The 13,917-nt window shown below is 47.2% G+C and carries 10 protein-coding genes and 1 pseudogene; 9 read left to right on the top strand and 2 right to left on the bottom strand.

Translation table 11 applies throughout. From position 1 onward, the window contains the following. On the top strand, positions 1 to 501 hold the full coding sequence (locus AC1S52_RS21285; RefSeq protein ID WP_482031060.1) for a hypothetical protein: 501 nt from the start codon (positions 1 to 3) through the stop codon (positions 499 to 501). On the opposite strand, the pseudogene AC1S52_RS21290 reads toward AC1S52_RS21285, so the two are convergent. After that, a pseudogene (locus tag AC1S52_RS21290) lies at positions 492 to 608 on the bottom strand (helix-turn-helix domain-containing protein); the annotation flags it as partial. The gene AC1S52_RS21285 and the pseudogene AC1S52_RS21290 sit on opposite strands and share 10 nt — an antisense overlap. Before the next feature lie 301 nt (positions 609 to 909). On the opposite strand from AC1S52_RS21290, the gene AC1S52_RS21295 reads away from it, so the two are divergent. Beyond that, positions 910 to 2,133 (top strand): mechanosensitive ion channel family protein, encoded by a 1,224-nt coding sequence (locus AC1S52_RS21295; protein ID WP_482031061.1) that lies wholly within the window; start codon positions 910 to 912, stop codon positions 2,131 to 2,133. Positions 2,134 to 2,395: 262 nt separating this feature from the next. Here AC1S52_RS21295 and AC1S52_RS21300 read toward each other — a convergent pair whose 3' ends face one another. Continuing rightward, a complete protein-coding gene (locus AC1S52_RS21300; protein ID WP_482031131.1) occupies positions 2,396 to 5,251 on the bottom strand; it encodes an NACHT C-terminal helical domain 2-containing protein in 2,856 nt (951 codons plus the stop codon). Between the two features lie 150 nt (positions 5,252 to 5,401). On the opposite strand from AC1S52_RS21300, the gene AC1S52_RS21305 reads away from it, so the two are divergent. The 7 genes from AC1S52_RS21305 to AC1S52_RS21335 all read left to right on the top strand — a co-directional run bounded on the left by AC1S52_RS21305 (position 5,402) and on the right by AC1S52_RS21335 (position 13,788). Next, a complete protein-coding gene (locus AC1S52_RS21305) occupies positions 5,402 to 5,602 on the top strand; it encodes a hypothetical protein (protein ID WP_482031062.1) in 201 nt (66 codons plus the stop codon). 346 nt (positions 5,603 to 5,948) lie between these two features. Next, positions 5,949 to 6,320, top strand: coding sequence for a hypothetical protein (locus AC1S52_RS21310; RefSeq protein ID WP_482031063.1), 372 nt, complete (start codon positions 5,949 to 5,951; stop codon positions 6,318 to 6,320). Between the two features lie 580 nt (positions 6,321 to 6,900). Then, a complete protein-coding gene (locus AC1S52_RS21315) occupies positions 6,901 to 7,548 on the top strand; it encodes a sigma-70 family RNA polymerase sigma factor (RefSeq protein ID WP_482031064.1) in 648 nt (215 codons plus the stop codon). Positions 7,549 to 7,618: 70 nt separating this feature from the next. After that, on the top strand, positions 7,619 to 8,569 hold the full coding sequence (locus AC1S52_RS21320) for a DUF1822 family protein (protein ID WP_482031065.1): 951 nt from the start codon (positions 7,619 to 7,621) through the stop codon (positions 8,567 to 8,569). Between the two features lie 38 nt (positions 8,570 to 8,607). Continuing rightward, positions 8,608 to 10,995, top strand: a complete 2,388-nt coding sequence (locus tag AC1S52_RS21325) for a CHASE2 domain-containing protein (protein ID WP_482031066.1) — start codon at positions 8,608 to 8,610, stop codon at positions 10,993 to 10,995. A 111-nt stretch (positions 10,996 to 11,106) separates the two neighbouring features. Beyond that, positions 11,107 to 11,838, top strand: coding sequence for a DUF928 domain-containing protein (locus AC1S52_RS21330; RefSeq protein WP_482031067.1), 732 nt, complete (start codon positions 11,107 to 11,109; stop codon positions 11,836 to 11,838). 414 nt (positions 11,839 to 12,252) lie between these two features. Then, on the top strand, positions 12,253 to 13,788 hold the full coding sequence (locus AC1S52_RS21335) for a DUF3574 domain-containing protein (RefSeq protein ID WP_482031068.1): 1,536 nt from the start codon (positions 12,253 to 12,255) through the stop codon (positions 13,786 to 13,788). Positions 13,789 to 13,917: the final 129 nt, after the last annotated feature.

The following is a 13,917-nucleotide window of genomic DNA, read 5'->3' on the forward strand; positions in this document are numbered from 1 at the left end:
ATGCAAAAAAAGACATTATGCTTGGGAATTATGGCTGCGCTGTTCTCCTTGCCTTTATCCTCCAAAATGGCTCAGGCTAACAGTTGTGATCAGTTTGGTTCCTACGTTCAAACGCCCAATGGTGAATGTGTGAACCTGAGTTATTTAAGTGTTTTGGGAGCTTCCAGGACTAACCTACAATCAGCAGCCAGCCAATACGATTCAGCGGTTACAGCCACTCTGTTTGAGCCTGTCAGAACTACATTCACTACAGCAGTAGGAGACAGAAGCCGTTTTGTTAGCCAGTCTCAGTCTTCTTCACGTGATTTAACCGAGGAAGCAAAACGGAGGCTACAGGAAAACGCTGACAATAAGGGAAGGGAGTTGCAAAACGCAGCAAATATCAACGAAAGAATTGAACGATGGGCTTTCCAGCAACAACTAAAAGTAATGAATCGCGTATCAGGAATGATGGCACCACCTCAATCTAGATATATTGATGAATTTTGTGATCAGTGGTAGGTGGCAATCAGAAACTCGAAAAGCATCCCCTCACCAGTCTGATCCCGTTGAAGTTCACGGGAAATTGTACTCGAAGACCGTCCGAAGTGACGAGCAATGGCGCGGTTGGATAACTATCTCTGCTTCATCTGGTATAGTCCCAGGCGCTCATCTGGGCTAAGGCGAGTGTAGCTCATGAGGGTTTCCTGTGGTTGTGGTAAATATCAGGCTATCCTCTTAAGTTCCTCTAGGAAAAGCTTTTGGGATGTCGCACTTCAGATTTGAATTGGCGATGTTTCAGACTATGAATAGATGAATTTTAATGATTGATTGGCTAAACTTAGATGTCTTTTAGATCCAACAAAACATTTGGTGAAACACTGGACAAAAAGATCTGCAACATCTTCTATCCGGGTAGCACTTGCTACTATGATCCTGGTTTTGTTACTGGTTACAGGAGCAGGGGCGCAGGTGGAACGAGTAACTGTTCGTCTTGATGGACGAGCAGTATTTCGCATCGGCGATACAACAGAGCTAGATGGCACAAATCGATCGCAACAGATCGAGCGGCGCATGAATCGCATGTTAGAAAACCCTGCTGCGATCGCCCCTGCACAGATTGAGCCGAGTCAAGATGGAACTCAGCGAGTGATTACGATAACTGGGATTCCAATCGTTACAGTCACAGAATCTGATGCTCAAGACAATTTGACGACGGTAGATGCTTTATCACAGCAATGGTCACAGGCACTTAACACAGCTTTAGAGCGAGCCAGCCAAAGGCGACTCTCCCCCTGGGGGCGCTTTGTCACACAAGTTCAAGCATCGATCGAAACAGCATTTGGACGGTTATTAGAATCCGCTATTGTCATTATTCCTCGTGCGTTGGCTGCCCTATTGGTAATTGGGCTATTTTGGGCGATCGCGGCACTTGTGCGCTGGCTCATGCGCCTTCTCTTCCGTCGCATCATTGCAGATTTGACCATTGAAAACTTGATTAAACAAATTGCTTACTATGCAGTTTGGACGTTAGGAGTCATTGTGGCACTGGATGCCTTTGGCTTTGATCCTCAAACCGTTGCAACTGGTTTGGGCTTAACCAGTCTTGCACTGGGTTTTGCATTAAAGGATATCCTTTCTAACTTTGTCAGTGGCATTCTAATTCTGGTGCTGCGACCGTTTGAACTGGGCGATCAAATTATTGTGGGCGAAACTGAGGGCAACGTTGAGCGAATTGATTTGCGCGCAACGCAACTACGAACCTATGATGGTCGCGTTGTGCTGGTTCCAAATGCAGAATTGTTTACCTCACGTATTATTAACAACACGGCTTCCCCAGTTCGCCTCAGTCGAGTCAGTCTAGCCATTGGTTACGACAGTGATTTACAGCAAGTTATGAGTGTTACACGTAAGGCAGCACAGGCTACTGAGGGAGTGCTTGCTGATCCCCCAGCATCCGTGCGAGTTCAAGAACTGGGACCAAATGACATCATAGTGGAGGTTCGCTTTTGGACAGACTCCCGTCGATCGGACTTTGTTGCTACTACGTCAGCCGTAAGAACTGCGATCGTCTTTGCTTTGAAAGAAGCGGGGATTAGTTTACCCGAACCTAACGTGCGTATCCTAACATCCCGCTATCCTGAAACAGGATAACAATTTGCATATGTTTAGCTATATAGGGGTAAAGGGAGCATAGCGGCAACGAAGTGCCACGTAACGTCTGAAAACTTTACTGTGTAAGGAATCCAGAAAAATTTCCCTGATTTAGCTAAAACTTACCAAGAAATGCTCATTTTCGCCTTTGTATAGTAGATGAGAAAAAATGGTCGCTAAGGATCAACTGTCCTACTTACGGTGTAAGGAGGCGCGATACATGCTGTTGTATGCGGTGCGGGATTAGCAGGTGGCATCATTCCTACTCTGCCAGTTTGCATTCAACGGCTTTGAATAGTTCATCAAAACCTGATTCTGTATGCATTTCTGGAGTGAGGGTGTTCATGTCTTTGAGGATGTCAATTAGTCCCGCGATCGTTCCGCGAATCTCGGTGTACAAATCAATGTCATCGCGGAAGCCTTGTAGATTGGCAGCATTAACCGTTTTCATGGCTTCATTCAGTTCATGAATTTGGGCTTCCCAGTGCTGGATGTATTGGAGGCGCTGGATGGGTTTGTAGATGTTGGCATCAGCGAGAACGATGGGAAAAATGCGATCGTAAAATTTGCCGTTTTTGGCAATTTGCACCAATTCGTACATGCAGTTTTCGGATTTGAGATATTTCTCACTAATCACGACGACCACACATTTGCCGCGTCCGATGCGCTGCATAAATTCTTTGATGCGTCCTTTGAAACCGAGGTTTCGCTTGTCGCGGATCAGGGTAATACCCTTGTTTTGAAATGCCTTGTCTAGCTGATTGACAATCGCTTCGCTGTCGCCACCCCAGGCGTAGGAGATGAACACTTCTTGGTCGGATGCCATAGCAGGTTGGCGTGTGGAGGTCGGGGAATGAGAGCCATAAACCTCTAGATAGCGGCGTTGCAGTTCCTCCCAGGGCAGTAGCAGGCTATCTTCAATTTCAGCCCGAACCTCCGGACTCACTGCACCCTCAATCTGCATCAGTTTGACGAGGAAGCGGTTGGCATCGTAGTAGCGTTGCGGTTGTTGTTTCTGTTGACTATCAAACTGCCAATCGTGCCCGATGTTGCGATGCTGAATCATCACCTGCCGCAGGTCTTTTAACCACTGTTGCCCCTGAACCTGCCACCATTGGCGGAGGTGCTGCCAGTTATCCGATGAAGGTAATTTAGCTTTCAACTGTACCAGCTTGACTGTGAGTTCACTGCCTAGATTGAGGTCGAGGTCGAGAGCGCGGGCGCAGGTGATGGCGTGGTCGAGGGAGTGAGCGAGAGAGCGGGCAAGGTCGTGATCGTGCTCGAGGTCGGGGGCGAGGTCGGGGGCGAGGTCGAAGGCGCGGGCAAGGTCGCGAGCGAGGTTGCGGGCGCGAGCGAGGTTGCAGGCGAGGTCGAAGGCGAGGGCGAGGTCGAGGTCGAGGGTAAAGTACAAAGCTCGAAGGGCGGCGGGGTTATAGCTAGCTTGAGTAGATTCAGTTTTTTGAAGTATCCAGGTTAAAAAACGGTGTATTGTTGGTTCATCTGAGATTGATTGATCGATGGATTGTTTAATCAGGTGCAATAAGCGATCGGCGGGCTGTTGCGATTTCACTAGTTGCTCAACCACCCGCTGCCATTGCGGGTTGGCAATCTTTTCAGCTAGTTGTTCTTGGGGCAGTTGAGTCAGCCATTGAACGGTGAAATATTCCTGAAACGTGAGGTGGGAAAATGACCACAACTCATCTGCTCGTTCGATCAGCAACCCATGCTGAGCTTCCATCGCTCTTAAGACTGCAACCCCTTCTTTGCGGTTAGCAAGATGGAGAAAATCAGCAATCTGAGCGACAATCTCGTTCTGCTGGAACAAAACAAAGTTCTTTGGGTTCTCAAATTTGCGGGCGGCAATCTCGATCAACAGGGATTCTTTTTGCTCCACACTCAATCGGTGATACGTGTCACTGCCCACTTCCCAACCTTCAATCGCCTTGGTATCATTCCACTGCTCTAGCAATAATCGAATCCCTCTTTTGTAGAGAGCCGTCACTTGGAAGGGCGTTTCTCCCTCATCTTGAAGGACTAAACACATCAGACTCAGCAGCGCCGGAGTCACCGTCAGTTCCTTTAGTGCCGAATTCTTGCTAACGGCATTGTTGAACCTTTCCCACTGCTGCGATGCTTCTGCGTCCGATTGCCCACTTGCCTCAAAGCAGTTTTGAACAAACTGCTGAACCTGCTCTGGGCTGAAGTCAGCCACTTCCACCGAGGTAAACCCAACCGGAATTGACTCAATAATTTGAGTGCGGCAAGTCAGAATCCATCGATTGTTGACATACTTTTCTGCATTCTCTCGGAGTTGATCCTGAACGTTGCAACGCAGTTCATTCGTTGGCACTTCGTCCAATCCATCCATCAGCACCAAAAGCTTGCCTTGCTTTAGCAATGCTTCGGTCTGCTCTGAGGTCTCCAGTCCCAATTCCTGGCGAATCGCGTCCAGTAACTTCCATTGCCCATCCCGAATGCGACGAAGTTCGATGAAAATCGCAATCAGGTCTGGCTGAAACTGTCCCTTGCACCAATCTACTGCCAGGTGCTTAAGAAACGTTGTTTTCCCTGCACCGGGTTTGCCCAGAATCAGGACTTTTTCATTGGCATTGGCGACCTCAAAACCTGGGTTGCGTTTGATGCGATCGCCCAAGCCCAGGCGATCGTTCCGCAAATCAAAGGTTTGCAACAGCTTATCGTGAGACACCTGATAGGTGCGGGGCGATCGATTCAGTAACCAGACATCGACATAAAGCTGATCAACCCCAATCTCCTCCCCACTTAGCAATCGCATTCGACTGTGCTGGCTGAGGATTTTCTGACGGCAGTGTTCTCGAACTTGCTGGAGTGGCTCAATCTCGTTTTCGGGTTTGGGAGTGTTAGGAATTGCTTGAACTGTAGAAACCTCTTGCCAATTCAACCGCAAAGCCAAGCAGAGCTTACGAAACTCTGCCTCACGTATAGGCTCCTGCTTGAAAAAAGCGGTCACTGTGGTTCGGGACATCCGAACGCGCTCTGCCAGCTTCGATTTATTGCCCTCGAAGTACAGATTCAAAGCATCGTTCGCTTTTGTCCAATCCGTCAGAACCAACTTGCGCGATCGCTCCATCCCTCCCATCACTCCACTATTCCAGGCTGATCACTATTCTATCTACACGAACAAACCTGAGCACTCGTGAACAATCTTGAACATTGGCTGAACAAATGCTGAACAGTTTGCCCCATAAGGCTTTGACAGACTGGAAGCAAGTTAACCAGGTACCAAACCATGAAAAAAACGCTACTCTCTCTTACCACCCTCATCACTACCACTGCCGCAGGCACCAGTCTTTTCCTCGCGACCCAGCCCAACCCCACCGACCTTCAAAAACAACTGAGCAATACGACAAACGCAATCGCGATCGCTGGAACGACAGCGATTTTTGGGCTGCTCAACAATGTAGATGAGGACAACAGCAAAGATCGTTGATTTTCTGACCCAGCAGGTTTACCAGCGAGGGTTGGTGGGCACTTTCCAACCCTCACCTTCCAACTTATAAAAGCGATCGCCCTCCTCCATCGAATGTCTCCGATTACATTGCCATTGCAATCCACCACATTACCAATGCAACTCGATTCATTACGAATGTGACCCCCTACAAATCAAATGCAGACCGATACAACACGAATGTAACCCAATGCATCAAGATTGCAACTGCTGACAAAAGCAATGCAACCCCCTACATTCCCATTGCAACCCAAAATCCTCTGTAGCCGTTAAATTCTGTGTAGCTAAGGGCACTCTAAAAAGGTTATCTACTACTTAGGAGCGCACTATGCCCTCACCCAACACCAATCGCCGTCTGTCTCCTCAAATCCTGAATCAAGATACCAACTCCCTCAATGGCTTCAACACCATCCAGGGTTATAGCACCAAACGCCAGGAAGCCACCCCAGAGGCACTCCAGCAGGCTTATCAAACCATGCTGGCAATGCAACAAGCCGAGACCGAAAAACTTGCCCTCTATCGTGCCGCCTCCGATGCCGCCCGCTTAGCAGAGTGGGAATTTCATAACGCAGTCCTGGCAATGAAAGAAGTCGTGCGAGGACAATTTGGTGCAGACAGCGATGAAGCCCAATCCGTGGGATTGAAGAAAAAATCAGACCGCAAACGCCCTGTGCGACAAAAATTAGCTGCTGCAAGCTAAGAGCTTGGGCCGACCGGATATTAAAAGCGATCGCATCCATGCTGTTAATCAGGCAGAAGGTGCGATCGTATATGTAAAGTAATAAAACGGACACCAATTTCATGTTCTAAAACCCCGATTCTGCCGTTTTGCATTTGGAGGCAAGAAAAAACGGATCACCAATTTCACTCATTTCCTTCGTAATCTTTATTCGGCTTTTTAACATAGAGTTAGCATTGCCTTGATTGTGCTTTTTTTGCCTGATTTTATCTCTTGCTATGCCATCCTGTTCGTCATTGTAAGAAGGCTAAAGCTAGGGTTCATGACAAATTCCTAAGCTGTTGGAACAAGCTAAGTCAGGCATAAGGCTTCTCAAGAAATATCTCTGAGGTTTTTTAGCCATCGATTTTTAGAGAAAACGCCACTGAAGAATGATGGGTCATTTTTTGGGTTGCTGAAAGAATAAACGACAAACCCCACCAGTCTGTTGGCAAAAGAAATATTTTTGTAAAGTTTTCCGAGTTTGGCAGAATGTAGCATTCTGATTGATGAATAGCCTTTGAAGCATTGCAGTAGGGTTTTTACATTTTCTAATCTCATTATGAATTTGGATGAACAACTCAAGCAACTCGCAATAGAAGCGCAGCGGCATCTGCCTAACACGCCCCAGCGTCAGCGATCGCTGGGGAGACTGGTGGGCGAGATTTATCGCTCCAGAAAGCTAGTTCGTCCTTATCGGGGACAGTTTCTAGGCGTGTATGAGGAGATTTATGCTGAGGCTCAACAACGGTTGTTTTTACATATCTGTGAAAAAATTGACCAGTACAATCCAGAGTTGGAGGTGATGCAATGGGCAAATTTTCTGATGAAGCGGCGGTTTTTTATGGAGGCGAGTCGCGATTTGATGACTGCAATACCGAAAGGCGTGAAGCGATCGCAACTCAAACGCACCCCTTTGGAAGCGTTGGAAAAGCAGGATCCAGTCGAACTGCGATCGCAGGCAAACGTTTCCCTGTCAGAAGAAGTCATCCAGTATATTCAGGAAGATCACGATAAAGTCTTTCAGCTTACCCATATCGAACAAAAGCCAGCAGCAAATTTTCAGTACATTGCACTGCGCTTTTTGGGTGGGTATTCCTGGAAAGAAATTTCCGAAGAACTCGACGTTAAAGTGATTACACTTAGCTCTTTTTATCTACGTTGTCTGACTAAATTTGCCCCTACGTTCAAAGAATATCTATCTTCTTAAGTTGCAGTTGCAGGATGGGTTGAAGCCCGAAACCTAACATTGCCAGAACTTGGCGCAGTTAATCATTCCTATGAGCTTCCAAACTGATATGTTCCCCTTCACTGTTCCACTCACCGCAACCAATCACCAAATTGCGGAGAAATTTTATCAGCAGCATTCTGACCCTCAGAAGGCTAAACAAATTTATTTCAATACATTGAGTGTACTGGCAGTCAATTTCTATCTCTCCTGCTTAGGCATCAAGACTAGCCTTGAGCAAAGTCAAAGCTGGGATCCAGCCTTGCAAGTCCTAGCCGATACCGCTGATCTGTGGGTGGATGATTTGGGGCATTTAGAGTGCCGCGCTGTGCTTCCGGCGGCAACAGCTTGCACAATTCCGCCACAAGTATGGAGCGATCGCATTGGATATATCGTTGTTCAACTGAATGTAGATTTGACAGAAGCATCTTTACTGGGATTTGTTCCAAGTGTGGAAGTAGAAAGCTTGCCATTGGAGCAATTGCAGCCGCTGGATCAGTTTCCAGAGTATTTGAACAGTTTGGCTACGATCACACCTACTACCACAGTGCCTGCTGTCATAAAGTTAAATCAGTGGCTACAAAATCAAGTCACAGCGGGTTGGCAAACTTTAGAAGCTTTGTTGGAATGGCAGGGACAGCCAGTTCTTAGCTTTCGTGCTCCGACCACTCAATTACCAGAAGAAGCCTCGTTCGGTGTTACACGCGGTCGAATTTTAGCGATCGGAACTCCCGCAGTAGAGGTTTTATTTCTGGTTGAAATTACCCCTAGAACGGCTTCTGAGTATCAAATTAAAATAGAGTTGTATCCTGCTAGAGCAGATACTTATCTGCCGCGATCGCTGCATCTTTCGATCCTTGATGAAGCTGGACAATCAGTTTTACAAGCTGAGAATACTAACAGCGAAGGGCTAGAATTTCAGTTTGCAGGAGAGATCGGAGAACGATTTAGCGTCAAGATTAGCTTGCAGGAGGATAATCTGATTGAAACATTTGAAATTTAGGGAGAACTGTAAGCGCTGCAAGTGAGAAGCGATCGCCAATGGAAAAACTCGTTGTTTTGGAATTAGAAGGAGATTTTGATACAGCGGGTTTTCGTGCCACGCTAGAGATTCGAGCTGGAGTGCAAATCTTGAAGGTGAAAGGCTATTTGCCTGCTGCGCCTGAAGTCGCAATTCAGGTTCAGCACCACTGGCAACACACTTACCGCTCTTTGGGAATGCCACTCCGGATTAAAGGAGAGAAGATTATTCACAAAGGATCGCTAAATCGCCGAATCGCTGAGTGTCAGGCATCAGCGACCGTGTTGCGCGATCGCTTTCGCCATTGGTTGAATGCAGAATCGTTTCAATCCATTGATCGTCGGTTGCGAGAAGAGTTTAGTCGAGACGATCCAATTCGCTTCCTGATTCGCACTGATGATCTGAATTTGCAGAAGATGCCCTGGCACGAATGGGATTTTTTTGAACGCTATCCCAATGCCGAGGTTGCTTTAAGCGCTCCCGAATATGAAATGGTTCCCAACCGCAAGACGGCTCCTGCCAAAACAGCAGTGAAAGTTTTGGCGATTTTAGGACACAGTCAGGGCATTGATTTACAACAAGATCGACAGCTTCTCGGACAAATTCCTGATGCCAACGTTGAGTTTCTGGTTGAACCCGATCGTCAGCAACTCAGCGATCGTCTTTGGCAAGCTACATGGGACATTCTGTTCTTTGCCGGACACAGTCAGACTGAGGGCGAGAGCGGACGAATTTACATCAACCAGACAGATAGCCTCACCTTGTCGGAGCTAAAGTATGGTCTGCGGCAAGCGATCGATCGAGGTTTGCAATTGGCAATTTTTAACTCCTGTGATGGGCTAGGTCTTGTGCAAGAGTTACATCAACTCCGCATCCCTCAAATGATCGTCATGCGAGAGCCTGTCGCGGATCAGGTCGCCGCCGTCTTTTTGCAATACTTCCTGGAAGCGTTTGCGGCTGGTGAATCACTTTACCTGGCAGAACGACAAGCAAGAGAGCGCTTACAGGGGTTAGAACACCAGTTTCCCTGCGCCAGTTGGCTCCCCGTGATTTACCAAAATCCCCTGGTAACGCCTCCAAACTGGCAAAGTCTCGGTGGGCATTTCAACGCATCTCCAACCCCAGCAGTGCTGCCTCGCAGAAAACAACGTGGGCACTCGTCCATAATCTGGATAGGCTTGATCGTCACAGTTGCAATCCTGGTCATTCGAGCGATCGGAATGCTGCAACCTGTAGAGTTGGCAGCCTACGATCATCTAATGCGTTTGCGTCCAGCCGAGACGATCGATCCGCGCATTTTAGTGGTCGAAGTGACGCAAGCCGATGTGAATCAGCAGGGGGGCTATCCCCTGACCGATGCCACGCTTATAAAAACGATCGCCGCTCTGCAATCGCTGCAACCTGTGGCGATTGCCCTGGATATGCATCGCTTCCAACCTCGAGGAGAAGGACGACAACGCCTGATTACACAGTTCCAGCAAAATTCTAAACTGCTAACGGTCTGTGCCTTCAATCAAGCTGATCAAAATTATGCGGTTCCACCCGAGTTTGCAGCAGATCAGCAAGTTGAACAAGTGGGATTTAGTAACCTGATCACGGACCACTTCAATCTGTGGCAACCTGCATTACGGAGCGATGTGCAAACCACCAACGCAGGGCAATCCGAAAGGGGAACGGTTCGCCGTCATCTTTTGTCCTATGATCCCAATGATGCGCTACTGCGATCCGCTTGTGCCACGCCTTACAGTCTCAGCTTTCAACTTGCCTACCGCTTTTTGCTAAATGCTAAAGTTCATCCCCTTCAGGTGAATTCCGAGCAGCATTGGCAGTTTGGTTCGGTCGTTTTTCGTCCGTTACCAACTCGGTTTGTCGGTTATCAAGCACTCGATGGCACGGATCAAATCATGCTGAACTATCGCACTACACCGCCGGGACAAGCTGTTTCACTTCAGCAAGTGTTAGATGGGCAGGTAACGCCTGAGATGGTGCGCGATCGCATCGTTTTAATTGGTTACACTGCCCCGGTTGCCAGAGACAGCTTCGACACGCCTTACGGTGAAATGGCAGGAGTTTGGATTCATGCTCACATGGTGAGTCAGCTACTGAATGCTGTGTTAGAAAAGCGACCACTCATATGGGGGCTACCGCAGTGGCATAACTTCCAATGGGGCGATACAATTTGGATTCTAGGGAGTGCTCTGGTCACGGGTCTGCTAGTTCAACGACTGCGATCTCGTCCGCTCTGGTTGGGCGGCATGATTGCGATGTTGGCGATCGGAATCTATCAGCTTTGCCTGATTGGTTTAGGTCAGGGTGTTTGGCTACCGTTAACTCCAGCCCTATTGGCTGTATTTCTAACAGCAATTGGGATCATCATTCATCTGGAAAAACAATGCAGATTGATGTAGTTTGTCATTGGTTATTTGTCGTTAAATCTTGGCTCTATCACGGTTTCGACTACTAAACCCACGCCCTACAAGATTGTGGTTATTTGCAAGACTCGATATGACAAACAACAAATGACAATCTTAAAATATTGGATGATGTCAATCCCGTTGGCGATCGGGTTAAGCTTACAGGCTGATTTATCGGCTCAAACAGTGAGCGATCGCGTTCCTCATCCTACGATCGCTCAAAAACCACCGCCGCCGCCGCCCAAACCACCTCCAAACGGCACTCGACCTGGTGGCGGACTCAATCCCCATAATCCGTTGTCGTGTAATACGCTCAATCATTCTGTACGAGCGCTGCTTCCTGTTGAAAATCCAGTTTTAACCACAACAGATTCTCCTACCTTTTTGTTTTATATTCCATTTGCAGCCGAGCAAATTCAGTTTGGTGAATTTACCCTGTTGACTTGGCCCGGAGAACAACAGCGGCTCTATCAACTTCGCTTCACGCTACCTAAAACTCCTGGAATTGTGAGTGTTACGCTGCCGCCTCAGTCGGCATTGCAAGAGAGGCAATATTACCGTTGGTACTTGCAGCTTTACTGTCAAAATGGCACCGGAGTACAACCGGATTTAACGGTCAATGGTATGGTGCAGCGAGTTGCACTAACAGCGGAGCGAGAACGCCAAATTCGCAATGCTACACCAGATGTTTGGTACGATGCTTTGGCACAAGTTGCGGCTCAACTTCAGCGATCGCCACAGAATTCAAACGTGAGAAATCAATGGCGGACTCTTTTACGCACCATTGAGGCAGAAAACTTAGCTGAAGAACCGTTAGTGGGTCCGGTGATTCCTTAACTTCTAGATAAGCGCTGCTTTCTAACCCAATTGGGACTGAAATTGTAACGAAATAATTCAATATCGGTACGTTGCAGAATTTCAGTCTGCTTTTTCCGAATCTCCTCAGAAGCACATACAACCTGAGGCTGAATTTCAGAGTAATAGAAGATCGTTCTCAGTTGAACACATCCTCACTGAACTACTCGGAAGTATCCGACTAAAGGTAACAAGAACTATCCAATCATCGAACAACTGACCGTTTTTTGATGATCGGTATCAACGATAAAACCACAACCAGTGGTTAAATCTTGACAACCGATCGCAGGGAGTTTTGTGCTGTTCAGATTGTTTTCTAAAGCAAAAAGGTGGGCATTCCAATCAAGGTGCCAGTAAAAAGATCGAAAAGTCTACTGAGAGTTTAGGAGAACCAAAATGACGGGGATCTCACCAACAGCCACCCAAATTCCAGCCTTAATTCAACAGGATTTATATTTTGGGCGAAGCCTGTCTAACAATAAGTCCGTTTCTGCATCAGACTTTCACCTATTTATCGATGATGTGATCACACCGCGTTTTTCATCAGGACTGACCCTGTCTGATGGCAGAGGACAGTTGCTTGATGATTCAGGAACGCACGAAACTACTAACATTGTCACACTGTATGCGGAAGATACACTAGAAAGCCAGATTGCACTCAATCAGGTTGCTCAAGCCTATCGTGAAAGATTTGGAGTTGGCATCTTTCAAGTTACAAATAAAGATGATTTGAAAGTGGGGTTTGGAATCGGTGAAAACCTGATTGACAATGACGTAACTCCAGAACTGATCCAGGTCGATCTATTTTTTGGGCGCAATATTGGCGGCATCGAAGGAGTTACACCAGAGCAGTTTCAAACCTTTGTTGATACAGCAATTACACCCCGCTTTCCCTTAGGTCTGACTAACTTTGATGCGAATGGACAATTTTTGTCCAGTAACGGAGCATTGATTCGGGAACCGTCTGAAGTGGTGAGCCTGATTCTGGAAGATACTGAAGCAAATGAAGCGGAGATCGACGCTATTGTTTTGGACTACATTCAACAGTTTCAGCAAGAAAGTGTGCTGATCTCTGTCAATGAAGACATCACTGTGGCGTTTGGTGTAACCGAAGACTTAATCGACAATGATCCAATTCCAGAGCCGATTCAGGTCGATCTATTTTTTGGACGCAACATTGGTGGTGTTGAAGGTGTGTCTGAAGCAGCTTTTCAGCAGTTTCTTGATGAAGTGGTTGATCCATACTTCAATAACTTCACCGTGATTGATGCAAAAGGACAGTTTTTGTCTGGCTCAGGAGATTTGATTCAGGAGCGATCGAAGGGTGTTAGCTTCATCATTGAAGATACGGTAGCCAACGAAACTGCAATCAATCAAGTGGTTGCGGAATACATTGAGCGGTTTCAGCAAGAAAGTGTCTTGATTGTCGTCGATGAAGATATTCAAGCCAACTTCATCGGAAACCGTTTGGCAGATAGTCTGATTGATTCAGCAGGCATCAATCTCTTGGACTTTGCCGAACAGTGTGTCCAAACGACAATCTCTATTTTAGCCCAGAGTGTGTTTGATCATCAGGGAGGCTTGTATACTGCGATCGATGCTTACGGAACAGTCGTTGATCCCCTAACTGGTTGCTACCTCGCTCCGGGCGAAACGGGGTATGCAGAAGCTGCATTGCGTCAAACTGTGCAGTTACTTAACATCGGCTCCAACAGCTTCGATTTAATCGGTGGTTACTACTACGTCCCTTACTTACTTGCAGATAGTAATTCCGCCAACTTCTACACACCGTTTGCTACTGCAAATGCGGATGGTTTGCCCCACACTCAATTCGCCCTCGGTCAGACCTTCCGCTTTGAAGATCTCTTTGGTTTGGGAGACAGAAGCTTCAACGACTTTGTGATCCAGGTTGATATAACTCCCAGCCTGTAACCTAACAAATCCTGAATGAGGATAACCATGTCACACGCATCTTTTCGACAACAACTTCCTGAATTACAGGAATCATCTAAAGCAACAAGCGATCGCCCAACTCCAATGCAAACCAAACTCAGAAATGAG

Source organism: Kovacikia sp. CALU 1929, assembly GCF_056784235.1.

Excerpts from the sequence above, each read along its gene's own strand:
- AC1S52_RS21285 (WP_482031060.1), top strand. The coding sequence starts at position 1 with ATGCAAAAAAAGACATTATGCTTGGGAATTATGGCTGCGCTGTTCTCC.
- AC1S52_RS21295 (WP_482031061.1), top strand. The coding sequence starts at position 910 with ATGATCCTGGTTTTGTTACTGGTTACAGGAGCAGGGGCGCAGGTGGAA.
- AC1S52_RS21300 (WP_482031131.1), bottom strand. The coding sequence starts at position 5,251 with ATGGGAGGGATGGAGCGATCGCGCAAGTTGGTTCTGACGGATTGGACA.
- AC1S52_RS21305 (WP_482031062.1), top strand. The coding sequence starts at position 5,402 with ATGAAAAAAACGCTACTCTCTCTTACCACCCTCATCACTACCACTGCC.
- AC1S52_RS21310 (WP_482031063.1), top strand. The coding sequence starts at position 5,949 with ATGCCCTCACCCAACACCAATCGCCGTCTGTCTCCTCAAATCCTGAAT.
- AC1S52_RS21315 (WP_482031064.1), top strand. The coding sequence starts at position 6,901 with ATGAATTTGGATGAACAACTCAAGCAACTCGCAATAGAAGCGCAGCGG.
- AC1S52_RS21320 (WP_482031065.1), top strand. The coding sequence starts at position 7,619 with ATGAGCTTCCAAACTGATATGTTCCCCTTCACTGTTCCACTCACCGCA.
- AC1S52_RS21325 (WP_482031066.1), top strand. The coding sequence starts at position 8,608 with ATGGAAAAACTCGTTGTTTTGGAATTAGAAGGAGATTTTGATACAGCG.
- AC1S52_RS21330 (WP_482031067.1), top strand. The coding sequence starts at position 11,107 with ATGACAATCTTAAAATATTGGATGATGTCAATCCCGTTGGCGATCGGG.
- AC1S52_RS21335 (WP_482031068.1), top strand. The coding sequence starts at position 12,253 with ATGACGGGGATCTCACCAACAGCCACCCAAATTCCAGCCTTAATTCAA.